This window comes from Litchfieldia sinesaloumensis (genome assembly GCF_900156865.1).
GTDB lineage: Bacteria > Bacillota > Bacilli > Bacillales > Bacillaceae_L > Ferdinandcohnia > Ferdinandcohnia sinesaloumensis.
On record NZ_LT732529.1, the window covers coordinates 4,245,368 to 4,270,605 of the forward strand.

16 protein-coding genes are annotated in these 25,238 nt (G+C 37.1%); 14 read left to right on the plus strand and 2 right to left on the minus strand.

From position 1 onward, the window contains the following. The first annotated feature begins 264 nt into the window (after positions 1 to 264). From CZ490_RS20785 to CZ490_RS20840, 12 genes are all read left to right on the plus strand, one after another. Complete coding sequence (locus CZ490_RS20785) at positions 265 to 2,061, plus strand: family 43 glycosylhydrolase (protein ID WP_077620644.1); 1,797 nt, start codon at positions 265 to 267, stop codon at positions 2,059 to 2,061. 111 nt (positions 2,062 to 2,172) lie between these two features. Then, entirely contained in the window at positions 2,173 to 3,897 is a 1,725-nt protein-coding gene (locus CZ490_RS20790; RefSeq protein WP_077620645.1) for an ABC transporter ATP-binding protein, read from the plus strand. Continuing rightward, the gene (locus CZ490_RS20795; RefSeq protein ID WP_077620646.1) at positions 3,894 to 5,714 is read left to right on the plus strand and encodes an ABC transporter ATP-binding protein; all 1,821 of its coding nucleotides are present in this window, start codon (positions 3,894 to 3,896) and stop codon (positions 5,712 to 5,714) included. Before CZ490_RS20790 ends, CZ490_RS20795 begins: the two co-directional genes overlap by 4 nt. A gap of 422 nt (positions 5,715 to 6,136) precedes the next feature. Then, positions 6,137 to 7,432: a glycoside hydrolase family 1 protein gene (locus CZ490_RS20800; RefSeq protein ID WP_077620647.1), complete on the plus strand. Its 1,296-nt coding sequence runs from the start codon at positions 6,137 to 6,139 to the stop codon at positions 7,430 to 7,432. A gap of 84 nt (positions 7,433 to 7,516) precedes the next feature. Beyond that, on the plus strand, positions 7,517 to 8,305 hold the full coding sequence (locus CZ490_RS20805; protein WP_268762199.1) for an SDR family NAD(P)-dependent oxidoreductase: 789 nt from the start codon (positions 7,517 to 7,519) through the stop codon (positions 8,303 to 8,305). A gap of 78 nt (positions 8,306 to 8,383) precedes the next feature. Continuing rightward, complete coding sequence (locus tag CZ490_RS20810) at positions 8,384 to 9,193, plus strand: SDR family NAD(P)-dependent oxidoreductase (protein WP_077620649.1); 810 nt, start codon at positions 8,384 to 8,386, stop codon at positions 9,191 to 9,193. A 73-nt stretch (positions 9,194 to 9,266) separates the two neighbouring features. Further along, positions 9,267 to 11,903, plus strand: a complete 2,637-nt coding sequence (locus CZ490_RS20815) for a glycosylhydrolase-like jelly roll fold domain-containing protein (protein WP_077620650.1) — start codon at positions 9,267 to 9,269, stop codon at positions 11,901 to 11,903. Between the two features lie 210 nt (positions 11,904 to 12,113). Beyond that, positions 12,114 to 14,435 (plus strand): glycoside hydrolase family 2 protein, encoded by a 2,322-nt coding sequence (locus CZ490_RS20820; RefSeq protein ID WP_077620651.1) that lies wholly within the window; start codon positions 12,114 to 12,116, stop codon positions 14,433 to 14,435. A gap of 584 nt (positions 14,436 to 15,019) precedes the next feature. Continuing rightward, the gene (locus CZ490_RS20825) at positions 15,020 to 16,525 is read left to right on the plus strand and encodes an MFS transporter (RefSeq protein ID WP_159439999.1); all 1,506 of its coding nucleotides are present in this window, start codon (positions 15,020 to 15,022) and stop codon (positions 16,523 to 16,525) included. Between the two features lie 441 nt (positions 16,526 to 16,966). Continuing rightward, entirely contained in the window at positions 16,967 to 17,533 is a 567-nt protein-coding gene (locus tag CZ490_RS20830) for a hypothetical protein (protein WP_077620653.1), read from the plus strand. A 326-nt stretch (positions 17,534 to 17,859) separates the two neighbouring features. Next, the gene (locus CZ490_RS20835; RefSeq protein WP_077620654.1) at positions 17,860 to 19,515 is read left to right on the plus strand and encodes an FAD-binding dehydrogenase; all 1,656 of its coding nucleotides are present in this window, start codon (positions 17,860 to 17,862) and stop codon (positions 19,513 to 19,515) included. Positions 19,516 to 19,730: 215 nt separating this feature from the next. Beyond that, the gene (locus tag CZ490_RS20840; RefSeq protein ID WP_234987270.1) at positions 19,731 to 20,597 is read left to right on the plus strand and encodes a hypothetical protein; all 867 of its coding nucleotides are present in this window, start codon (positions 19,731 to 19,733) and stop codon (positions 20,595 to 20,597) included. Between the two features lie 37 nt (positions 20,598 to 20,634). On the opposite strand, the gene CZ490_RS20845 is transcribed toward CZ490_RS20840, so the two are convergent. Next, entirely contained in the window at positions 20,635 to 21,228 is a 594-nt protein-coding gene (locus CZ490_RS20845) for a TetR/AcrR family transcriptional regulator (protein WP_159440000.1), read from the minus strand. A 166-nt stretch (positions 21,229 to 21,394) separates the two neighbouring features. Here CZ490_RS20845 and CZ490_RS20850 point away from each other — a divergent pair, with 166 nt between their 5' ends. Then, positions 21,395 to 22,348 (plus strand): zinc-binding dehydrogenase, encoded by a 954-nt coding sequence (locus CZ490_RS20850; protein ID WP_077620656.1) that lies wholly within the window; start codon positions 21,395 to 21,397, stop codon positions 22,346 to 22,348. Positions 22,349 to 22,521: 173 nt separating this feature from the next. Beyond that, entirely contained in the window at positions 22,522 to 23,265 is a 744-nt protein-coding gene (locus CZ490_RS20855; protein ID WP_077620657.1) for an SDR family NAD(P)-dependent oxidoreductase, read from the plus strand. Between the two features lie 115 nt (positions 23,266 to 23,380). Here the strand turns inward: CZ490_RS20855 and CZ490_RS20860 are convergent, their stop codons facing one another. Next, positions 23,381 to 25,078 (minus strand): M3 family oligoendopeptidase, encoded by a 1,698-nt coding sequence (locus CZ490_RS20860; protein ID WP_077620658.1) that lies wholly within the window; start codon positions 25,076 to 25,078, stop codon positions 23,381 to 23,383. Positions 25,079 to 25,238 lie beyond the last annotated feature (160 nt).

Genomic DNA, 25,238 nt, shown 5'->3' on the forward strand with positions numbered 1-25,238 from the left:
CAATAGAAGCATTCTAATCAAATGAAGGAAGCGATATGAATTGGTAAACAGTGCACCTAAGAGTTACAAAATAACTTGTACAAAGGAGCTTATTCCAGTAACTATTAGTAAATAGCTAACTTGGTCTTTTTATCATTCAATTGGTTGAAAAGTTAGAGTGATGTAATTGTAGGTGATGCATGCTTTTGGAACATATCAATTAATAGATAATTAATATACTGAACCAATAATAGTAAAAATTATTAGATATAGGAGGAACCAACTATGAATTATGTATGTAATCCTATCAATATGGAGTATAAGTATCAGTTTCTTGCTCTTCAAGGTGGGGGCCTGACTGTTGCGAGAGAAGCAGCAGATCCTTCCCTGATTTTGTTTAAAGGGAAATATTATCTGTTTCCTTCAATGACTACAGGATTCCTTAGTAGTGATAATCTCATTGATTGGGAGTTTCACAAATTAATAGATCTACCGGTGTATGATTATGCTCCGGATGTTCGTGTGATTGGTGAGTATATTTATTTTTCTGCTTCAAAAAAAGATGAAAATTGTCCTTTCTATCGAACAAAGGACCCGATAAACGGTGATTTTGAGGAAATTGAGGGAACATTTCCGTTCTGGGATCCGAATCTATTCGTTGATGATGATGGTAAAATCTATTTCTATTGGGGGTGTTCAAATGTAACCCCTATTTATGGTGTAGAACTGCAACCAGATAATATGAAACCAAAGACCAGTCCAGTTGAGCTAATATTTGGCAATCCAAAGGAGCTGGGCTTTGAGAGAGTTGGAGAAAATCATGTCACACCTAAAATTTCGGAAGAAGAACTAGAGGCAAAGGTGAATTCCTATATTAGTAATATGCCAGGTATAACCGAAGAGCAGATTAGTACCCTCCGAATGTATTTGAGTAATGACAATCCTTATATTGAAGGCGCTTGGATGGATAAACATAACGGAAAATACTATCTGCAATATTCTTGTCCTGGAACACAGTATAATGTGTATGCAGATGGTGTATATGTTTCAGATCGTCCCCTTGGACCATTTTACTTGGCAAAGAATAATCCATATTCCTATAAACCAGGCGGTTTTATACCGGGAGCGGGACATGGCTCAACAATGGCAGATAAACACGGTAACCTGTGGCACACAGCAACCATGAGAATTTCAGTAAATCATCCATTTGAAAGACGATTAGGCTTATGGCCAGCAGGGTTCGATGAAGATGGAGAATTATTCTGCAACCAACGATATGGTGATTGGCCTATGAAAATTGAACAGTTAAAAATGGATCCGTGGAGCAATCCTGAGTGGATGCTACTTTCCTATCGAAAACCTGTGACAGTTTCATCTTTTGTAGAAAAAAATGATGCTTCAAATGCTACTGATGAAAACGTTCAAACTTGGTGGAAAGCAGCGACAAATAAATCTGGAGAATGGCTTGAAGTAGATCTCCAACAAATCTGTGATGTACGTGCAATTCAACTTAATTTTGCAGATGATAAATTAGAGTTGCTACTGCCTGATGGAGTAACTCCTAAAGATACGGGATCAATGTCACGCTATATTGAGGAACGCAAGTACTATACAAGATGGTTACTCGAAGGTTCCTTAGACGGCAAAGAATATTTCATAATTGAAAATAAAGAGGAAGCGGATACCGATTTATCTCATGACCTTATTGTTAAAGAAGACGGAATGAAACTAAGGTATATTAGATGCACTGTAAAGGAGCTCCCTTATGAGCAAAGTGCTTGTATTTCAGGTCTAAGAGTGTTTGGAAATGCAGAGTGTGAACTACCTCAGCAAGCAACTGATGTAACTTTTGAACTGAAAAGTGAACATGACCTATTAGTAGAATGGGAAGATGTTGGTGCAGTTGGTTACAATGTCCTTTGGGGATTTGCACCTGATAAGTTATACCATAGTTATATGGTTTTAGGAAGAAATGACATAAATATTGGCGCATTAATCAAAGGACAGCCGTTATTTGTACGAGTTGATACCTTTAATGAAAAGGGGATAACAGAAGGAGAAGTATTGAAGGTGCTTGGTTAATGTGAACACAAGAAAAAAACTATGAAACTTCAATGTGAAAATAGCTTAGAGGTTCTCAATAAACAAAAGGAAAGTTGTCTGAAAGTGCTAAGAAAAGAGTGGTTTTAAAGGATGAAGACATTACTTATATTTATTAAACCTTACAGATGGCCGATTCTTGGAATACTTGGATTAACATTAGTTGGTATCATGTTTGAGTTATACATTCCGACACTCATGGCAAACGTTGTAGATATCGGTATTGTGAATTCAGACATTCCTTATATCATTAAAACAGGTATTTGGATGATCTTGCTAAGTTTAATGAGTATAGTTGTAGCGATTGGCGGTATTTATTTGACATCCAAAGTGGCTGCTGGTTTTGCAAGAGATGTTCGACTTAAATTGTTTGTTAAGGTTGAAGGCTTCTCGTTGGAAGAACTGGATAGGGTTGGAACTGCTTCACTTATTACAAGAACAACGAATGATATTAAACAAATCCAAGAAGTCTTAAGTATAATCTTAGGGATGGCAACTAGGGCTCCCTTAATGCTTGTTGGGGGAATTTTCCTGGCTATCATGATGGAACCAAAATTAAGTTTAATCTTTATTATTGCATTACCAGTACTTGTATTGGTAATTGTATTAATTATTAAAAAGGCAATCCCACTTTTTAGTACGATACAAAAAAAGACGGACCGGTTAAATCTAGTTATTCGAGAAAGTCTGACAGGGATACGAGTCATTCGAGCATTTAATCAGGTGAGTCATGAAAAGAAACGGTTTGATGTCGCAAATGAAGATTTTAGAGATACTGCAATTAGGGTAAATAAAATAATGGCCCTGCTCTTCCCATTTATGGGAATTATAATTAGTTTTTCGAATGTGGCAATTGTTTGGTTTGGAGCAATTCAAATTGAACAAGGAGTGTTGCAAGTTGGGAACATGATGGCATTTTTACAATATGCATTAATGATTTTTATGGCGTTCATCATGCTTTCCATTGCGTTTATGATGATACCTCGTGCACAAGCATCTGCAAAGAGGATTGGCGAGGTATTACAAATGGAGGCAACTATTAAGGATCCGCTCAAAACAAATGGTCACGTAAATCAAGAAGGACGCATTCAATTAGAAAATGTTACATATCGATATGATGGAGCAGAAAAACCGGTGATTGAGAACATATCTTTTGAAGTGGAGCCAGGTCAAACAACAGCAATCCTTGGAAGCACCGGTGCTGGAAAAACAACTCTCATTCAGCTAATCCTCCGTTTTTATGATCCGGTAGATGGGAGAGTTCTTGTTGATGGAATCGATATACGTAAGATGTCGCAGAAAAAATTACGAGAGAAAATTGGTTATGTTCCGCAGAAAGTTTCTTTATTTACTGGAACAATCGAAGAGAATATAAGATTTGGTAAAACTGATGTAACCAAAGAGGAAATAATTCAAGCGCTTGAAGTTGCACATGCTATAGACTTTGTGCACGAAAAAGAAAATGGAATCAAGACGATGATAGATCAAGCAGGATCTAATTTATCTGGAGGCCAGAAGCAACGTCTATCGATAGCCCGAGCCATTGTTAGAAACCCGGGATTTTATATTTTTGATGATAGTTTTTCTGCTCTGGATTATAAAACCGAAGCGAGACTTAGGCAAATGCTGAAGGAAAAACTAAACGCGACTATAATCGTCGTTGGACAACGAATTAGCTCGATTAAGGATGCCAATCAAATCATTGTGCTAGATGAAGGGAAAATGGTGGGAAAAGGTACACATGAGTTCCTGTTAGAAACCAATAAAGTATATCAAGAAATTGTGTATTCACAGAGTATGGAGGGAGAAGTATCATGAGTAAAGATAAAGTGAAAACTTCCTCCAAACAACCAAAAGTAATGGAGAAGCCTAAAGATGTAAAAGCAACAATGCTACGTTTAGCTAGTTTTTTAAAACCAGAACGTAAAATTTTGATCCTCGTATTTATATTTAGTGTTTTTTCAACGCTATTTACTGTCTACAGTCCTAAAGTTTTAGGAGATGCAACAACTTCGATATTTGAAAGTGTAACATCTAATAGTCCTATTAACTTTGGATTTCTTGGAAAGTTAGCAATCTTTTTAATCGGACTTTATGTGCTCACTTCATTATTTTCATTTCTACAAATGTATTTAATGGCTGGAGTGTCTCAACGATCTGTTGCGACCCTTCGAAAAGAGGTTAATGAAAAATTAACAAGATTACCAATTAAATATTTTGATAAACATTCGTATGGTGATCTGTTAAGTAGAGCAGTAAATGATATTGATAATATAAATAATTCTTTTCAGCAGGCATTAACCCAAATCATATCGTCTGTTATTACTGTTGTAGGTATTATTGTGATGATGCTCGTTATTAGTCCAATCTTAACAGTTATAATTGCCATTACCGTCCCTTTAAGTTTCTTAGTTGTTCGAATCACTTTTTCTCGATCACAGAAATTTTTCAAACAACAACAAGATAGACTTGGAGCTGTAAATGGGCATGTGGAAGAAATGTTCTCAGGCCACCATGTCGTCAAGGCATTTGGTTATGAAGAAAAATCAATTCAACGTTTTCGTGATATGAACGAGAACTTATACAAGGTTAGTCAAAAAGCACAATTTATCTCAGGTATCATGAACCCAATGATGAGCTTTATCGGTAACTTAGGTTTTGTACTTGTAAGTATTATTGGGGGTATATTTGTTCTAAACGGAAGTTTGTTGATTGGAAATGTGCAAGCATTTCTTCAATACTCCAAGCAAATCACACAACCGATGATGCAGGTAGCTGGAATTGCTACGATGATTCAGAACGCCCTTGCTTCTGCAGAACGCGTTTTTGAAATATTGGATGAAGAAGAACTTGTAAGAGAGGAACATGCAAAGGTTGACCTAGATAAGTTAAACGCACGAGTGACATTTGAACATGTGAGTTTTGGTTATGAAGAAAACTCCATTTTAATGAAAGATATCAATCTGGACATAAAGGAAGGTCAAACCGTAGCTATTGTCGGACCAACTGGTGCGGGAAAATCAACCTTAATAAATTTACTTATGCGTTTCTATGGCCTAAATAGTGGCCGGATTCTAATAGATGGAGTAGATCTTAAGGTATTATCACGTGAGCAAGCTAGAAGTTTGTTTGCCATGGTACTTCAAGATACGTGGTTGTTCAGTGGAACAATTGCTGAAAATATCGCTTATGGTAAAAAAGGGGCAACTGATGAAGAAATTAAGGCAGCCGCTTATTCTGCCCACGCTGATGAATTTATTCGAAAACTTCCGGAAGGCTACGATACGATGCTAAACCAAGACGCATCGAATATATCTCATGGGCAGAAGCAGCTTTTAACAATCGCAAGAGCTATAATATCCAATCCGAAAATTTTAATCCTGGATGAGGCAACAAGTAGTGTTGATACACGAACAGAATTGAAAATTCAAAAAGCCATGAAAACACTCATGCAAAATCGAACTAGTTTTATTATTGCACACCGCCTTTCAACTATAAAAGATGCAGATGTCATTTTAGTCATGAACCATGGAGATATTATAGAACAAGGTACTCATCAAGAGTTACTTGTACAAGGAGGCTTCTATGCTGACCTGTATAATAGTCAATTTGAGATTGTTAGCCAAACATCTTAATAATAGGGAGATATACATAGAACCTAATACTGTGTATATCTTTTTTTTACTTAAAAAGTATTACTAAGAAACATATTTACAAAAACCTTAACAATAAACAAAATTCTTCTTTTATAAGTGAATATTACAAAAATACATACTAAAATACCATAATGTTAAATGTTGTAATGTTACTATTATATTGAAAGCGGATAACCTAATTTTCTGGCTATTTGTACTTTATATAAGATGGGATGTTTAACCGAAATGGTTTTAACAGCCTACAATCGAAATGATTGTGTATAAAGTACAAGACTACTAATTTGGAATCGACGTAAATCAATCCATTTCTTTGTAATGCCACCAAAGACTTTAATAACATCATGTATTTCTAAATCAAGCACTAGTAAATAAATTTAAATTAAATGAGGGGGAAGAATCAAATGAAACAGTTTGCCAATGATTTTATGATGGGAGCTGCTACTGCTGCACACCAAGTAGAAGGAAATAATATATATAGTGATTTCTGGACAATGGAGCAAGTTCCATACTCAATGTACAAAGAACCATCGTTAGAAGCAGTTGATCACTACAACAGATTTAAAGAAGATATTCAGTTATTAGTAGATGCAGGATTAAACACGTATAGGTTCTCAATAGAATGGGCTAGGATAGAGCCTACTAAAGGTAATTTTGAAAAAAGAGAAATCGAACATTATAGAGAAGTTTTGGAATTCTGTCAACAAAGGAATGTAACACCAATAGTTACATTACATCACTTTTCCTCACCAAAGTGGTTAATTACTGAGGGTGGATGGGAAAGTGAAGCAACAATTGATTACTTCAAAAACTATACCCGATACGTAGTTACGGAATTGGGTGATTTAATTCCATATATTTGCACAATTAATGAAGCGAATATGGGTAAGCAAATAGCAAAAATTATGAAAAGAATGACTGGAGCTAATGAGAAAAATGAAGCAGGGAAAAAGGGAGATATTCAAGTTGGACTTACTATCGATGTTAAGGAGAAAATGGAGAACTATTATCGAGCTCTAGGAGAGGCTTTTGGCATGGACCCTAGAAACATACAGACGTTTCATAGTCCTCGAACAGATAATGGAGAACGTATCATCATGGAATGTCATGAAAAAGCAAGAAATGTAATCAAAGAAGTACAACCAAAGATTAAGGTTGGAATCACTTTTTCCCTGTATGATCACCAAGCATTACCTGGAGGAGAAAAATTTGTAGAAAAAGAATATTACGAGGATTTTCTAAACTACCTCCCTTATCTTCAAGAGGATGACTTTTTAGGTGTTCAGAATTACTCTCGGAAAATCCACGGACCTGATGGTTATGTGAAATCGGATGAAAATACTAGGTTAACGAAGATGGGGTATGAATTTTATCCTGAAGCTTTAGGAAATGTAATACGATTTGTATCAAAACATTGGGATAAGCCAATCATTGTGACAGAAAACGGTCTATCTACCGATCATGATGAGGAAAGAGTAGAGTATATCGAACGAGCATTAACAGGTGTTCATCAATGTATAGAAGAAGGTATTAATGTACTTGGATATATGTACTGGTCATTATTAGATAATTTTGAATGGCAGTTGGGCTATGAACAAACCTTTGGACTGATTGCAGTTGAACGTACTACACAAACTAGATATCCAAAAGAAAGTTTATCTTTTTTAGGAAATATAAAAAAGGCTGGATTAAATGAGTAAAACAAATGCCCGAAAATAAGAAGTAGGTCATCCTTGATAAGGCTGACATTGGAGGCGATTTAAATAAAAGTTCTAGACAAAGTAATAGTTGTTACAGGAGCTGGGGGTGGAATCGGACGTGAGTTAGTCCTTAACCTCCTTTCCAAGGGAGCTAGCGTAGCTGCAGTAGATATTAACAGGGATGCACTTGAGGAAACTGTCAAGCAAGCAGGAGAAAAAGTCGACAAGCTATCCATACACGTCGTGAATTTAACAGATAGAGAAGCTGTTGAGGTATTACCGGAACAAGTCATTTCTTATCATGGTTCAGTAGATGGCATCATTAATAATGCTGGAATCATTCATGATTTTGTAAATATTCAAGACCTTGATTACGATAAAATCAAGTTAGTAATGGATATTAATTTTTACGGAACGCTGTATATGACAAAGTCGTTCCTTCCTTATTTATTGAAAAGACCCTTAGGGCATATTACAAACGTTTCTAGTATGGGGGGATTCCTGCCCGTCCCCGGTCAATCCATCTATGGAGCATCAAAGGCAGCTGTGAAACTTATGACTGAAGGACTGTACGCTGAGCTTCAGGGTACAAATGTTAGAGTAACGGTAGTATTCCCGGGTGGAGTAGGAACGGATATAATGAAAAACTCTGGTGTTGCAGGTGCTGAAAAAGCTAATGCAAGCGAACAAAATATGTCACAATTATTAACTCCAACAGAAGCAGCGGAAATCATTATCAATGGTATGGAAACGGATCAGTACCGAGTTCTTGCTGGTAAAGACTCGAAAATGATGGATAAGTTATATCGGTTGAGTCCAAAACGAGCAGTTGGGATTATCTCTAAACAAATGAAAAAGCTAATCAACAAGTGATAATCTTTTGAAAAAAACTTATTTAAATTTTATTCCAAATAATACAAACCTTATTTCGAGAAAAATAGGAGGTTATCTATGACTGATTTTCTAAGCGTGAAAGGAAAAGTTGTTATAATTACGGGTGCTGCAGATGGTTTAGGGAAAGCAATTGCTGAATGTTACAGTGAAAATGGAATGAAGGTTATTATATCAGATGTAAATGTTGAAAAAGGTATGCAAACTGTAGTTGAACTCCAAAATCAGGGAGGTTACGTAGAATTTTTTGCTGCAGATGTAAGTAAAGAGGAGCAAGTTAGGGAACTAATTGATTTTGCAATAATAACATATGGTCGACTAGATGGAATAGTTAATAATGCGGGTATCTCGGCTCAAAATAGACCAATTCATGAATTTTCATTAGAAGAATATGAACACTTAATGAGTATAAATTTAAAAGGTGCCTTCTTAGGGATGAAATATGGTATTGAAACTATATTAAAATCCAAGTCACCTTCGGGTTTTGTAGTAAATATTGCATCGATGGCAGGTATTGAAGGAAACAGTGCAATGGGAACTTATGTTGCATCTAAACATGGCGTTGTAGGTCTTACAAAAACAGCAGCACTAGATTACGCTAAATATAATATAACAGTTAATGCTATTTGCCCTGGGACGTTCCGTACTTCTATTTGGGGGGGAGCGTCAGAAGAAGTAATCCAGCAATACGCAAGTATTTTCTCGCCAAATGGTAGATTGGGAGACCCTAAGGAAGTGGGGTATCTAGCTTTATTTCTTGCATCAGATTTAGCTAGATATATAAGCGGTGCTGTCATTCCAATTGATGCAGGATCAGGTGTAGGTAAAGTAACCCCTGTAAAATGGGAACATCCAGAAATTCTAGAATAATAGATAAGAGAGATTATACTTTTTTACTTTTTCTGGTGCTAGGTTATCGGCAAAATAAAAACGAGGTGAAACAATGACAACTAGATTAAATGATGTCTTACAAGGTAACGAGGATAATTATATATTACCTTTTTTTTGGCAACATGGAGAAGAGGAAGAAGTGCTTCGAGAGGAAATGGCTCGCATACATGAGTCGAATATAAAGGCAGTGTGTGTAGAGGCACGGCCACATCCTGATTTTTTGGGTCCTAAATGGTGGAAAGACATGGATATTATTATGGAGGAAGCAAGAAAGCGTGACATGCGTGTATGGATACTTGATGATGATCATTTTCCCACTGGTCACGCAGCAGGTCAAATAAAGAATGCTCCTAAAGAGCTTCGTCGACTTTTTTTATCGGTCGATCATATTGATGCATTCGGACCACGACCAAATTCATCATTCATTGTCGAGCCTCCTCCGTACGTTCCAGGATATTACGACACTGGTGGAGGAACAATTATAGCTGTAATTGCTATTAAAAGGGATTCTGTAACAGGAGAGCTAACAGAAATAGCGGAGGATGTAACATCAAAAGTTGAGAACGGGAAGTTATACTGGGATGTTCCGGAAGGGTATTGGCGTATATTTACGTTAGTTGAAAATGAAAGAGGTGGGGATTTAAAGAAGAATGATTATTTAAATCCGATTGTTAAGGAATCGGTTAAAGTTCTTCTTGATACTGTACACGAGGCTTTTTATGAACGTTATCGTGAGGACTTCGGGAAAACTATCGCAGGTTTTTTTTCTGATGAGCCAGGATTCTATAATGACAGCGAAGGAGCTTATTACGATTCAAAACTCGGTAAACCAAAAGTTTCGCTTCCGTGGAGCCCAGAACTGTATCAAATATTTGAAAAGGACATGGGAATAGAATATAAAAAGTATTTACCACTTCTCTGGCATGAAGGCGGAAAGAGTATGTCGGAAATTCGCTATTATTATATGGACATAATTACTAAGTTGTATGCACGAAATTTTACAGATCAAATTGGTGATTGGTGTCGAGAGCGTGGTGTCGAGTACATTGGACATGTCCTAGAAGACAATAATGTGCATGCTCGACTCGGTAGTGGCGCAGGTCATTTTTTCAGAGCGCTAGGTGGACAGGATATGTCGGGACTTGATGTTGTACTCTGGCAGCTCAATCCAGGATTTGATGGAATTCCTTCACGGATGTTTGCAGGTGAAGCTGATAACGAGTTCTTCAATTACGGACTTGCTAAAATGGCAACGTCACTTGCGCATATTGATCCAAAAAAGAAAGGCCGTACTATGGCAGAAATCTTCGGGGCCTATGGCTGGGTTGAAGGGTTAAAATTAATGAAATGGATGACGGATCATATGCTAGTTCGCGGCGTGAATTATTTTGTACCGCATGCTTTTTCGCCAAAAGAATATCCGGATTACGATTGTCCGCCACATATGTACGCGAGAGGTAAAAATCCACAATATCGTTATTATAAATATCTAAATCAATATACGAATCGGATGAGCCATCTCTTATCTGGAGGTACGCATGTTGCCTCTGTGGCTGTCTTATACCATGCAGAAGCAGAATGGGCAGCGGGCGATTATATGTATTTCCAAAAACCAGTAAAAGAACTGATGAGAAGTCAAATAGACTGCGATATTCTTCCATGTGATTTCATTATAGAGGATGTAGAAGTCCAAAATGGGAAACTAGTTAGTCATAAGGAGACATTTGACTGTCTAATTATCCCTTATTCTGAAGCATTGCCAGTTAAAGCGATAAACCGATTAGCTGACTTAGCGAAAAAAGGTTTACCAATATTTTTTATAGATGGACTTCCTAAACGGTCATGTGAAGGTGAGTCTATCGATATTGCACTTGACATTTTGGTTTCAACTGAAAGAGTGGAAACTATATCATTAGCTGACCTTACAGAGACAATGAGAAGTGCTGGATACTTTGATATTCAAGTGAAAGAATATCAGCCATATTTACGCTATTATCATGTTAAGCAACAGGAAATGGATGTTTTCATGTTCTTCAATGAGCATCCATTGGATGAGATAGAGACGGAGGTTAAAATTCCGTTTACAGGGGAAATCTTCAACTATGATGCATATGAAAACAGGGTAAGGAAAGCTCGCGTGGTTCAAAAGGATGAGTATTCACTTGTTTCTATTAAGCTTGCTCCATTTGAAACTATAGTAGTTGTTGCTGGTCTAGAACATAGAGTATTTGAGCTTAGTCCTGTTGTTGAAAGGTTACAGCAGTCAGCAAATATAGAAGGACCTTGGTCACTTTCAACAGCAACCTCTGAGCAATATCCTGAATTTTCACCTTGGGGTGAACTTGAAGTATTAACTGATTTGAGTCGTATTGAGGGTCTACAAACGTTTTCCGGAACGATTAGGTATGAAAAAGAATTAACATGGATTCCAGATGGAAGGCGTGTGTTCATTGATCTAGGAGATGCATACGAAACAGTTGAGGTTTTTGTAAATGGCAAGTCTCTAGGAGTTCGGATTCAGGCTCCATACCAGTTTGAATTAAGTAACAATCTCCAGACGGGAGTAAATTCACTGCAGATTGAAGTTACTAATACCCTTGTGAAGGAAAACAATGACATGCTTTCACGCATTGGACACCAGGAGCCAAGTGGTTTGCTAGGGCCGGTACGATTATTAATAGAAGCATAATGTAGGTTTGTAAAACAGGAATTACAATGTAATTCCTGTTTTATGTTACTCTTTTTCTATTTCTAAATAACTTAATAAACAACACCAAAAAAAGCACTAAAATACCATAAAGAAAAAGTGGTCTTTGTTAGTATGAGTGAGTAAGCGTATATCGCTGCGTATTAACTAATTTACCTCGATAAGTTCTCATAAAAAATAGGAGGATATAGCATGAGAAAAGTCTTAAATCTAAATCATTCTTGGAAATTTTCGAAGCAGCATGAAGAAATTATAAGTGAAGTTTCCTTTAATAATCAAAACTGGGAGGAAGTATCTTTACCACATACATGGAACGCAATTGATGGGGCGAATGGCAATGAATTTTACCGTGGTGCATGTTGGTATCATAAAAATCTTATGTTGCCAATAGAAGAGCAAAGAAACCATGTATTTATTGAGTTTGAAGGTGCAAATAGTGTAACCGATGTGTTCCTAAATGGTAAGCATCTTGGTCAACACCGAGGAGGGTATTCCACATTCCGCTTTGATTTAACGGAGAATTTTATTTTTGGTAAACCAAATGTGTTAGCTGTAAGAGTAGACAATTCTGACTTTAAAGACGTATATCCATTGAGAGCAGATTTTACCTTCTATGGTGGTATTTATCGTGATGTTAATTTAGTCGTTGTCAACCCAGTTCATATAGATTTATTGGATCATGGATCACAAGGTATTTATGTGATACAAGAAGAAGTGACAAATGAGTTGGCTAAACTTCGTTTGCAAACACGAGTTACAAATAATTTGAAGATAGACACCAAGGTTAGACTGTGGGTTGATTTGTTTGATCAAGTGGGTAATCAAGTCAGTAATCGAGCGGCGGAGGTAAACCTCAAAAGTGGAGAAACAAAACCTGTTGATTTAGCTTTATTTATTAATAATCCAAAGTTATGGAATGGCATGGAAAATCCACATATGTACGAAGCGCGTGTTTCCTTACAGAACTACAATGATACACTAGATGAAGTTATTGTCCCATTTGGTGTTCGGTATTTCCATGTTGACCCAAAACGCGGGTTATACCTAAATGGTAAGAATGTACGATTAAATGGTGTAGCTAGACATCAAGACCGAAAAGATATGGGATGGGCAATCACACATAAAGAGCATAAAGAAGATATGGAACTTATAAAAGAAATTGGAGCAACTTCTATTCGTCTAGCACACTACCAACATGATCAATATTTCTATGATTTATGTGACCATGAAGGGATTATTGTTTGGGCGGAAATTCCTTTCATTACTGAAATGTCTGAAACGGATTTAACCGGTCAGAATGCTAAGTTGCAAATGATAGAATTAATTCGTCAGAATTTTAATCATCCGTCTATTCTATTTTGGGGTATTCAAAATGAAATTCAAATTGGAAGCAAATATGAAAAAGAGGTTAGACAAGTTGTTCGTGAACTAAACCAATTGACAAAACAAGAAGATCCAACTCGCTTAACAACAATGGCCAATGTTTTCATGGTAGAGGATACAGATGAGTATAACTTTATGACAGACGTAATTGGATATAACAAGTATTACGGCTGGTACAATGGGAAAGCTGAGGACTTTGCTCCATGGTTAGATAGTTTTCATGAAATAAATTCTAATACGAGCCTTTGTATTTCTGAATACGGTGCCGAGGGAATTATAGAATACCATAGTGATGAACCAAAAGTGAAAGATTACACAGAGGAATACCACGCCCTTTATCATGAAAAAGTCTGGAAAATATTTGAGGAACGCCCTTTTTTATGGGCTACCTATGTATGGAATATGTTTGACTTTGGTGCGAATATTCGTGATGAAGGTGGTGTAAAGGGGCGAAACAATAAAGGGCTTGTCACATACGATAGAAAAGTAAAAAAAGATGCTTTCTTCATGTACAAGGCGCATTGGTCTAACGATCTATTTGTTCACCTAACAGGTAAACGTTATGTAGAACGTGCAAATGAAAAATCAGATTTTAAGGTATATACAAACTGTGAACAAGTTACGTTGTTTGTTAATGGTGAAGAAATTGAAACACAGTCAGCAATTGATAGAATTGTTGTCTTTAAAGATATTATTTTAGCAGACGGGTCAAACTACATACAAGTCAAAGCCCAGACTGGTGATTTGGTATTTGATGATCACGCATGGTTTGAGAAGGTAGCAAATGCAAATCTTAGCTATAATGCACCTGTAGATGATACGGGTAGGGTTGCAAACTGGTTTGACATACCTGAGTTTGATGATGATGAACTAATCGGGGACATTGAAGTCCCAGAAGGCGTGTATTCTACAGGAGATACGCTACAGGAATTGTTTGAAAATGATGAGACAAAAGATATTGTTTTAAGTATATTAGGGGATCTTACAAAAATTCCAATGTATGGCATGATGAAGGGATTTAAACTTGATGTACTTGCATCAATGGCCAGTGCAGAAGAAGGAGAAAACTCACTATTTGACGAACGCAGGCTTAAACGATTAAACCGAGAGTTAGTTAAGATTAAAAAGTAGAAATCTTAGATTGTTCTATTGAAAACGAAAATTAATTTTAGTAGTTTTAAAACAAGAAATTTACTACTGTTTCGGATATAGGAGGAATGAAATTAAGGTAACTTTAACAAACTTGATTGGTTAATAGAGAGACACAACATAGTGATGTTCGAAGGTATGCTACACAGATTAAGAAAGACTAGTTTAACTTACTTAAGAAATCAAAGTATAGGTCAGTATTGATGCTGTCACTTCAACTTATTTTGAGGATCCTTGTTGTGTCTTCTTTATAATATTTTCTCTAAATTGAGTGCTGAAAAACAAATGTTTAGTACAAATGTACCAAAAGTAATACTAAATTGCCATACTGATACCTATAGTTCTGCTAAGATTTACTCGTAAGCGCTTTATTATTTAAATTAATTTGAGGTATTAAAGCTAATTTGTTTAAAGGAGGGAAGAGGGAAAGGTAAATATGAAGATTGAACTGGATTATTTAGGAGATTAATTTTCTGAATAGTAAAACTATTTGGTCCAAAAGTATCATAATAAACGATTAGCTGTTAAATTTTAATTCTTTGAAAATTTGTGAGGGGGGAATTATGATGGATAAAAAGAAAGAGAAAGCGTTAGTAAAAGATCAAGTTGGAGAACAAGAAAACAACATTAATCGTGCCCAGATGTGGCAATTAATATTATTCCCTGCTGGTGGTTTTTCACAAGGTGTATTTATGGGACTAATGATGCTAGTTTCCTATTATGCAGCAGGTATAGTAGGACTCGGTACAGTGGTTGCCTCACTAGTTATAACAGGAACAAGGATATTCGATAGTATTACTGACCCTATTGTAGGTTTAGTTCTAGACAAAACTAAAGGAAAGTATGGTAAAGTGAGACCGTTTTTTCTGGCCGGATTCTTACTAATGTCTCTATCTACTTTACTAATGTTTTTTACAGCTCACCTTGCTCCCGAGGGGATAAAACTTGTTTATTTTATTTTATTATATGGAATTTATATTCTAGGTTACACTTGTACTGGGGTTGCGAATCTTTCAGGTCAAGCAATTATTACTAGAGACCCCAAACAGCGCCCAATACTAGGTGGTTTTCAGACTACTTACACTACTGTTTACTTTGCATTTTTCGGGATGTATCTGTCACTTTATTTAGTACCTAAACACCAAGGTTTTAATAATGCTTCTTTATTCCAAGAATTTGTTATTACTACAGTTATACTTTCAGGAATTTTAGTTACACTAGGTATACTTGCTATTTGGTCAAAGGATAGAGTTGAAAATTTTGGAATTGGGGAAGTAAATAATATTAAAGTTAAAGATATGTGGCAGGTTTTGAAAGGTAACCGTCCATTACAATTATTTGTATTATCAGCAACATCAGACAAACTTGCCCTACAAACCCAATCAAATCAGGTTATTGGAGTTATGTTGTATGGAATAATTATTGGAAATTACGCAATGAGTGGACAAATGGCAATACCTGGACTTGTAGTGAATTTATTAATGTTATTTTTGGGGATTAGATATGCTATGAAGTTTGGTACAAAAAAAGGCTATGTAACTGCGGTATGGGGCTGTATAATTGTATATTCTTCATTGTTTTTCCTTTTATGGCTAGGAGACCCTTCTCAAATAGGTTTCGATAATATCGGCTTTATGACAATTGCTTTTGTAATCCTAGCTCTTGCGGGTCCAGCTTTTATTTTGTTATCTTCTGGTCTCACATATCCGATGATACCTGATATTGTAGATTACGAAACTTCTAAAACTGGCCGCTTTGTGCCTGGAATAATATCAACTACTTATTCTTTTATTGATAAAATGGTTTCTTCACTTTCTCAAACAATTGTTGGTGTAGTTTTAGCTGGTATTGGGTTCAAAGCTGCATTTCCTGATGTAAACACACCATATTCTGAAAGCGTTTTTTGGGCAGCAATGTTCTTAAATATTGGTATAGTACTGATTGGATGGATTATTTCCTTAATTGCTATGAAATTCTATCCTTTAACTAAAGATAGAATGATAGAAATTCAAAAAGAATTAAATGCCAGACGAAAAGATAGTAAAATTGAAGAAGATAGAATGATAAACTAACAATTGAATGGAGTTTTAGTGAAAACTTGTGAAAACGGCTACAAATACGGATTGGAACTACTGAATGTAGGGAATCAGATAACTATAAAGGTAAACACCATTTCATCAATATGTTTTCGATTACCACTATAGCCACGCGGAGGTAGTGTCACGATTCGTTTTAAAATGAAACTGAAATAATAGAAGTTGTTAATAAAAGTGATGAATAGCAATTATCGAGTATTGTGAAAAAAGCCTTGAGAGTTAAGGATAGGATTGGAAGTTCTATGAATGTAGTTCAGGACTTTCAATCCTATTTTGTTATATGTAAATTCTACAGTTTGTTAATGAATGTAAGGGACGTACAATATACATATAGAAAGCCTATTTAAATATTAACCATTGTCGTAACTGGTGTTCTGATATGAAAGGTATTATTACTGAAGAGAACGGGGTGTGTAAATGAGGAAGGTCATGCTGTTTCTAGCTTTTATGTTCAGTTGTACGATTCTGATAGGTTCTTTTCCTTCAATTACAAGTGCATGTTCGTGTGCACAACCACCAAGTGTGGAGGATGAATTAGAACGTTCAAAAGCGGTGTTCAGTGGAAAAGTTATTAATATCAGAGAGAAACGAAGCCTAAATGGATACACCTCAAAGTCCGTTCTCTTTGAAGTAAACAACACCTGGAAAGGTGTAAAGCAATCGCAAATTATTATTACCACTGGTCAAGGTGGTGGAGACTGTGGGTTCGATTTTATAGAAGATGAAGAGTATTTAGTCTATGCTTACGAGTCAACGATGTACGGAGAAGAAACACTCATAACAATCATTTGTGATCGAACAACTGAATTGGGTTCTGCGCAGGAAGATTTGGAAATACTCGGTGAAGGGCAGCCTCCGATTGAAAAAATAGATCTAACGGATAAGCATGAAGGAAATCATCTATATATATGGGGTACAGTGATTTTAGCTACTGCGATAGTTTTGATCTTGATTATAAAAAGACGTAAAAAAACGATGGAATAATTATTTAATACAAGTAGCACAACTAGAAATTCTCACTAGTTGTGCCTTTTTAACGTTTCTTGTAAAGGATTTACAAGCCGTTATTGAATATAAATAGTTCCAACTATAGAATGAATAACCTGCAGCGTCAATTCTGTTTAAATTTAGGACACTTAAAAATTCATACCAACATTAAGAATTTATTGAAAGTCTATTAATCTAGATTTTTCAAAACGTCCTCAGGCCTTTCGTTGTGGAATTATAGATTATTTTTCAAACTCAAACAACATGATATAATACTATTGACTGAAAATTTAAATAAATAAATATTGGGCGGGGGAAATAGTGTGGATTTTGATGTAATTGTTGTGGGAGCAGGACTCGCTGGTCTCGTAGCAACAGCAGAAATAGCTGATGCAGGGAAAAAGGTCTTGCTTTTGGATCAGGAGCCTGAAGCCTCAATGGGAGGGCAGGCATTCTGGTCGTTCGGCGGTTTGTTCCTGATTGACTCACCTGAACAGCGGCGGATGCGAATCAAGGATTCCAAGGAACTGGCATGGCAGGATTGGATGGGAACTGCGGGGTTTGACAGGGAAGAGGATGAGGATTATTGGGGACGGAAATGGGCGGAAGCCTATGTGGATTTTGCTGCGGGAGAGAAGCGGGCTTGGTTATATAATATGGGAGTCCGGTTCTTTCCAGTAGTTGGTTGGGCGGAACGCGGCGGTTATCTTGCTGATGGACATGGCAACTCTGTCCCTCGCTTTCATATTGTTTGGGGAACAGGTCCTGCCATTGTTGCGCCTTTTGAACAACGGGTTCGTGAACACATGAAAAAAGGGCTAGTGGAGTTCCGTCCGCGGCATCGAGTTGATCAATTGGTAACCAATAATGGTGTGGTTGTTGGTGTAGGCGGTTCAATTCTTGTTCCTAGCTCTGCAGCCCGAGGTGAGGATAGCAGCCGAGAAGTGATCAGCAATTTTGAATATCGTGCCCAAGCGGTTTTGGTGTCGAGTGGCGGTATTGGTGGAAACCTTGACCTAGTCCGAAAAAATTGGCCAAGCCGGCTTGGAGAGCCCCCAAAGCAAATGGTTACAGGTGTACCGGCATATGTTGATGGAAGGATGCTTTCCATTACGGAGGAAGCTGGTGGACGAATTGTAAACCGGGATCGAATGTGGCACTACACAGAGGGACTTAAAAACTGGGATCCCATTTGGACTAATCATGGGATTCGAATTCTTCCGGGACCATCCTCCATTTGGCTGGATGCAACCGGCAAGCGTTTCCCAGCCCCAAATTTTCCAGGTTTTGATACTCTAGGCACTCTCGAAGCCATTAAAAAAACCGGTTATGACTATTCCTGGTTTATATTGACACAAAAAATAATTGAAAAAGAATTCGCCCTCTCAGGGTCGGAACAAAACCCGGACTTAACAGGGAAAAGTATTCGTAAAGTATTGGGACGGGCATTGCCCGGTCCATCTAATCCTGTAAAAGCGTTTATGGATCAAGGAGAGGATTTCGTGATTGCGAATAATCTGACCGACCTTGTTAAAGGCATGAATAAATTGACAGGAGAAAATTTACTGAATCTGTCTGATATTGAGCGGCAAATAAAAGCAAGAGACCGAGAAATCGATAATACCTTCACGAAGGATTTTCAGGTTACTGCGATACGAGGGGCCCGCAATTACCTTGGTGACAAATTGATTCGCGTGGTTTCACCACACAAACTATTAGATCCGCAAAACGGTCCGTTGATTGCCGTCCGTCTGAATCTTTTGAGCCGCAAAACTTTGGGAGGACTGCAAACCGACTTGTCGAGCAGAGTCCTGAATTCTGAAGGAAAGCCGGTTCCAGGGCTATACGCTGCCGGAGAAGTTTCTGGTTTTGGTGGCGGCGGTATTCACGGTTATCGTGCCCTTGAAGGGACATTTGTTGGTGGTTGTCTATTTACAGGACGTGTAGCAGGACGGGCAATAGTCGCTGAATTATCGTAAGGTACTTCTAAAATATACACATATGATAGTTTTTTCATTTTTAATGTTACTATGCGTACTCCAAGTGAAATCTTAATAGAATATAAGTGATAGGCTTAGAGGAGATTTTCCTTTAAGTCTTTTTAATTACAAAATTTCCACAAAATATTTAAAAACAGATGCCCCTTTTTCACCACCGCTTCTCTATAACAATGATGAAAGGGTGGTGCATTCGTATGAATTTAAAATCGGGCACAATTGATAGCTTTGAGTACTATTCAAAATTTGGAGACTTACCGGAGTTCAACAGACATATGGAGCTGTGGATGCTTAAATACAAGAATGACTTTTCAAAAGGCGAACTAGTAGGGTTAAAACGCCTTGTTCGTTATTCTGCAAAAATTCCGGGGATTTGCAATGCCAAGATTGGTACGATGCTGAAGTCCATCCATGAGGAATACAATGGAAATGGTGTGTCTCGTTCGACTTTTAAACGGATGGTTCAAAAAGCAGCGGCTTTAGGTATTTTTACAGTTTATGAAACCGAGCGAAAGAATGGCTCACAATCTAGCAATCTTTACGTGTTTAATCGTTACCCAAAAATGACTACAACCCACAATGAACCACCTAAAAAGGAAATTTTGAACCACCCTAAAGAAACTAGTAATCCTTTTAAAACTAAACAAGATATAAAAGTACGTAAAGACGCTCCTCTAGATTTCACATTTACGAGTGATCGTGTTCCTGTTTCCTTTGTGGAAGTAGTAAAACCATTTTTTCCTGAAGCAAAAATAATTGAGGAGTATTGGAAAATGGCGACAATTGCATCTAGTAAACACAACCGTGATCATGAGTGTGTAGATATAATTGAGCTATCTATTAAAGCCTTCAAACAAATGATTATCAAGCTAAAAAGAACTACGGTACACAATCCATTTGCCTATTTTTATGGGGTATTAACACGGAAGTTGGAAGAGTTATACTATCAGGAATTGGAAGAAGTAGAGGAATATTTCGCGGAAAGCATTAGCAAGCAGCGAAAAGAAGCATCAAAAAAATCAGAGCTATTTTTGTTACTTCAGGAGATATTGCCGCTTGCTTAGGTTGTAATCGTGCAAGTGTAACCCCGAATTAAGTGTGTTAAGTATCGATTTCTTTTATAACAAACCCTCTTGCCATTGTATTAAAAATACGGATGAGGCGATCTGTCATTTCACCGGGTGTGACATCAAAGTCCTGAGCAATCCAGTCCATAATTAACCCGGCTGTACCATATGCCATATAACGCTTTTGGTGGTAATCATCAACAGAAGACACGCCGTATTGAATATCAAATTTATTTTTCAATAAATTAAAGATCGCTTCAGGCAGTTGCTGGTGAATATGTGGCAAGGTATCTTTTAATAGTATTAATGTAAAGTAATCACGGTGATCGTAAATATAATACAACAAGTCGAAGGAGTTTGTTGTTAACTCTTTTACTTGTACCCGACTATCGCTTTGGTATTTAGACATGCTGTAATACTGAATGGCTTCAAACATTTCATCCATTAACTCTTCAACAAGATCATGTATGTTTTGATAATACACATAATAGGTTGTTCGATTAAATTGTGCGTAATCAACGATGTCCTTTACAGTGACATGACTATATCCCTTTTTATGTACCATTTCAATAAATGCCTTTTTTAAGAAATTCTTAGTCCTTATTGCTTGGGTGGAATTAGGTTTCATCATATTCCTCTCCTATTAGACAGATTTGATGAAAGTGTGGGTTTCCTCAACATTATAGCAAATTTTAAGGATGGTTTATAGAAAGAGAAACCTAGTAAACTATAATTGTAGCTAGAATTAGTAGGGGAGTTACAAGAAAAAAATTGAGCAATTTGGAGGAGATAGTATGAAAGGTTGGCTATTTTCAGGTACAAATAAACCACTCGAATTGATTGAAAAAGAAGATCCGAAAGCGATTCCAGGTCACGTAGTAATAGACGTGAAAGCTGCTGGTCTGTGCCATTCAGACGTTGCAGCATTAGAAGATCCAGGTTGGATGCCACTTTTCCCAAATGGTCCTGTTATTATGGGACATGAGTTTGCTGGGGTTGTTATTGAAGTAGGTGAAGGTGTAGAAAATATTAAAGTTGGCGACCGTGTTGGAGCTAACCCAATGAATAGAGAAACAAAAGTAACGGCTGGGTATAACTATGACGGCGGGTATGCGGAAAAAGTGCGTGTTCCTGCAGATCAATGCGTAATCATTCCTGAAGGCGTTTCCTTTATAGAAGGGGCAGCTTCAACAGATGCAGGGATCACAGCTTATCGTGCTCTTTTCAGTATTGGACAAGCGAAAGAAGGTACAAAGCTAGGAATTATCGGAATCGGTGGTCTTGGTCAATTTGCTCTTCAAATGGCATTGATTAAAGGGTGCGAAGTGTACGCAACAGATGTTTCTGAAGGAGCTCGAAAACTTGCTGGAGAACTAGGGGCACATAAAGTATTCGATACGGTTCTAGATATGAAAGAAGCAGAATGTGACGTTATTGTGGACTTTGCTGGTTTTGGCCAAACAACTTCTGACGCACTGGAAGCTGTAAGACCAAAAGGAACAGTTGTCATTGTTGGTATGGGTAAATTAGAATCTACTATCAATACTTACTTAATGATCACAAAAGAAATTAAGCTTTTAGGAAGCAATGGTGGGTCGGTAGAAGACCTAAAAGGTGTATACGATTGCTTCGCTACCGGTAAAATGAATCCAGCTCTTATCACAATTCCATTTGAAGAAGTCGACAAAGGGATTGAAAAACTTAAAAATCATGAAGTAAAAGGGCGCTTAGTAGCTGTATTTGAATAAGTGCAAATTTGCTTTGAATAGGGCTTGACCCCATCGTATTAAACATAAGCGTAATTTAGTCAGGCCCTGCTTTCGTATAAGTAAATGATAAGAATAAAGGAAATTCATCGGACAAATAATAGGTCTGATGATAGATCAATATGATTTGTCAATAAAAATTGGAGGAATATGTCATGGGTAAACTAGATGGTAAAGTAGCGATTATTACAGGAGCAGCACAAGGTATGGGTGCTATGCACGCTCGTAAATTCGTAGAAGAAGGGGCAAAAGTAGCCATTACTGACCTTAATCTTGAGGGTGCACAAAAACTAGCAGAAGAATTAGGAGAAAATGCAGTAGCTCTTAAACTAGATGTTGCGAATGAAGAGAATTGGATTGAAGTTGTAGCAAAAACAGAAGAAGCATTTGGTCCTATCAATGTGTTAGTAAACAACGCAGGAATTGGTATCTTCAAAACATTAGAAGAACTAACTGTAAAAGATTTTGAATTAACATTTAAGGTAGATGAGCTTGGTGTATTCTTAGGAATGCAAAAAGTATTGCCTTCAATGAAAAAAGCTGGTGTAGGTTCTATTGTTAATATTTCATCTGTAGACGGTTTGGTGAGTGCGCCAACGGCAATTGCATATAGTGCTTCTAAACATGCGGTAACTGGTATGACAAAAGGTGCAGCTGCAGAGCTTGGGCAACATAACATCCGAGTAAATTCTGTACATCCAGGAATTATCAAAACACCTATGGCAGATCAACCAGATGTTGAAGAATACCTGAAACAACTTGAACAAGATATTCCATTAAGAAGAAGAGCAGAAGTGGAAGAAGTATCTAATTTAGTAGTATACCTTGCTTCTGATGATTCTAGCTATTCTACTGGTGCTCAATTTGTAGTAGATGGCGGAATGATTTCTGACTTATAATACATATAAAAAACCCAAAAAAGGTACAACTAGCGAATCCACTAGTTGTACCTTTTTTGTAATATATTATTGATTGTCCTCTAACTAAGAACCTTACTTCTGTGTTTCGACTTTGTCACTGAATCTCTTGAATAACCTTTTCTAAGAATTCACCCATACGCTTAACGGCTGACTCTGAAAAATCAAAATCGACGCCAGTTTCTTGGTAAATAGCAGCGATGGATTGATTGTAATCCGCACTCGCTCCTTTTTTAAAGGATTCGATCGCTTGCTCAGGGTCTTTCTGATAATTCTCAAGTAATTGTAGAGCACCAAGCATAGACATAGAGTACTCGATATTATAGAAAGGTACTTCGAAATAATGAAGGGTACCTGCCCAGCTCATACCAATTTCTGCCTCGAATCCAGAAGTGTCAACAGGGTTTAGGCCATAACGTTTTGAGATTTCATAGTATTTTTCATCACGCTCTTTGGCGGTATGATTAGGGTTTGTATACATCCAATGCTGGAAGAGGTCTCCTGACAATGGACCGTATAACATTGTGAATGCACGTCTTAACTCTTCACGCTGTGCGCTCTTAAAATCCTCTTCTTCTGGATAAAAACGATCTAGCTTATCCAATAAGAGTAATTCCATCCCGTGGGAATACAGTTCAGCTACTTCCATACGTTGCTGGTAATCTTCAGTTGGGCCATGTTCAGAAAATTGAAGGTACCCATTCACCGCGTGTCCCATCTCATGAATTAATGCAATCAGTGAAAAGAAAGATGGACTGAAGTTGGCAAAGACAAAAGTATCGCCTGAAACAGGTAAGGAGGTACAGAAACCACCAGGGCTTTTACCTTTTCGATCTCCTAAATCTAGTAACCCATGCTCTCTCATGTACTCGAAACGGTCTTTAAAATATGGATCGGTTTGCCCTAGCATCTCAGAAACGCCATCCATAAGAGTAGACACCTCGGAGTATGGTGGGTTTTTCATCAACTTTGCTGTGTTATCCCATGGACGATACGTATCGACACCAAGCTTTGTCTTAAAAACATCTGCTAGTCGATTCCAAGCTGGGATAATATGTTTCTCGACGTTTTCATGAAAGTCATAGCAGTCTTGGACACTATACTCACGATTCTTGACCACAAACATATAGTCACGATAATTTTCAAAACCTGCATTTAAAGCAATTTGATGACGTAGCTTAACCAACTCATCCATGATGGCATCCATATCGGACTTGATTTGACGATAAGCTGCCATCATCGCGTGATATGCTTTTTCTCTGACGTCCCTGTCTAGGTTGTCAAGTTGGGATTGGATAAACGGAAAAGGCTTTTCTTCTCCTTCCCATTCAACGGTTAACCCTCCCATAATCTCACTATACTTCGTACAGAGCTCTTGTTCTTTAACCATTAAAGGAATGTTTTCTTCTCTGAACAATTTAACTTTAGACTCACGAACGCGTCGCATTAGGCCGTAACGGTCTTCATCTAATTCATCTATGTAAGGAGAGTTGATCACTTTCTCATTTAATTTTGCTTCGTATTTCATTAGAAGGGGTTGAATAACTTGCTGATCGTGAAGATACGTTGCTTTAATGTCCGCATCCTCCGTATTTCGATAGAAGTCAACTTGGTGACCCGTAGCCGCCTCTATTATTTTAACCATTAAATCCTTTTCATCTTTCAACCAGTTTTCTAGGTCAGAACCGGATGTAATCGGAGCATCAAGCAAACTCTGAATCTGAGATTCGACTGCTTCTACATCTTTTAAATCAATTAATTCCTTATAATAATTGTGCTTACTAACTTGTGTCATGGACAACTCTCCCCATTTAAATTGTTTAAATTATCTCAATAATAATAGTATAGCTTTTTAGTTATTAATTCTAGTTTTTTAATGGGTTCACTTTAATCAAATACATAAAATTCATCGTTGAGCTTTTTATAAGAGTAGTATATTATTGTATAAGCAAAAT

What these genes read in the sequence shown, in the direction of transcription:
- CZ490_RS20785 (WP_077620644.1), top strand. Translation starts at nt 265, where the DNA reads ATGAATTATGTATGTAATCCTATCAATATGGAGTATAAGTATCAGTTT.
- CZ490_RS20790 (WP_077620645.1), top strand. Translation starts at nt 2,173, where the DNA reads ATGAAGACATTACTTATATTTATTAAACCTTACAGATGGCCGATTCTT.
- CZ490_RS20795 (WP_077620646.1), top strand. Translation starts at nt 3,894, where the DNA reads ATGAGTAAAGATAAAGTGAAAACTTCCTCCAAACAACCAAAAGTAATG.
- CZ490_RS20800 (WP_077620647.1), top strand. Translation starts at nt 6,137, where the DNA reads ATGAAACAGTTTGCCAATGATTTTATGATGGGAGCTGCTACTGCTGCA.
- CZ490_RS20810 (WP_077620649.1), top strand. Translation starts at nt 8,384, where the DNA reads ATGACTGATTTTCTAAGCGTGAAAGGAAAAGTTGTTATAATTACGGGT.
- CZ490_RS20815 (WP_077620650.1), top strand. Translation starts at nt 9,267, where the DNA reads ATGACAACTAGATTAAATGATGTCTTACAAGGTAACGAGGATAATTAT.
- CZ490_RS20820 (WP_077620651.1), top strand. Translation starts at nt 12,114, where the DNA reads ATGAGAAAAGTCTTAAATCTAAATCATTCTTGGAAATTTTCGAAGCAG.
- CZ490_RS20825 (WP_159439999.1), top strand. Translation starts at nt 15,020, where the DNA reads ATGGATAAAAAGAAAGAGAAAGCGTTAGTAAAAGATCAAGTTGGAGAA.
- CZ490_RS20830 (WP_077620653.1), top strand. Translation starts at nt 16,967, where the DNA reads ATGAGGAAGGTCATGCTGTTTCTAGCTTTTATGTTCAGTTGTACGATT.
- CZ490_RS20840 (WP_234987270.1), top strand. Translation starts at nt 19,731, where the DNA reads ATGAATTTAAAATCGGGCACAATTGATAGCTTTGAGTACTATTCAAAA.
- CZ490_RS20845 (WP_159440000.1), bottom strand. Translation starts at nt 21,228, where the DNA reads ATGAAACCTAATTCCACCCAAGCAATAAGGACTAAGAATTTCTTAAAA.
- CZ490_RS20850 (WP_077620656.1), top strand. Translation starts at nt 21,395, where the DNA reads ATGAAAGGTTGGCTATTTTCAGGTACAAATAAACCACTCGAATTGATT.
- CZ490_RS20855 (WP_077620657.1), top strand. Translation starts at nt 22,522, where the DNA reads ATGGGTAAACTAGATGGTAAAGTAGCGATTATTACAGGAGCAGCACAA.
- CZ490_RS20860 (WP_077620658.1), bottom strand. Translation starts at nt 25,078, where the DNA reads ATGACACAAGTTAGTAAGCACAATTATTATAAGGAATTAATTGATTTA.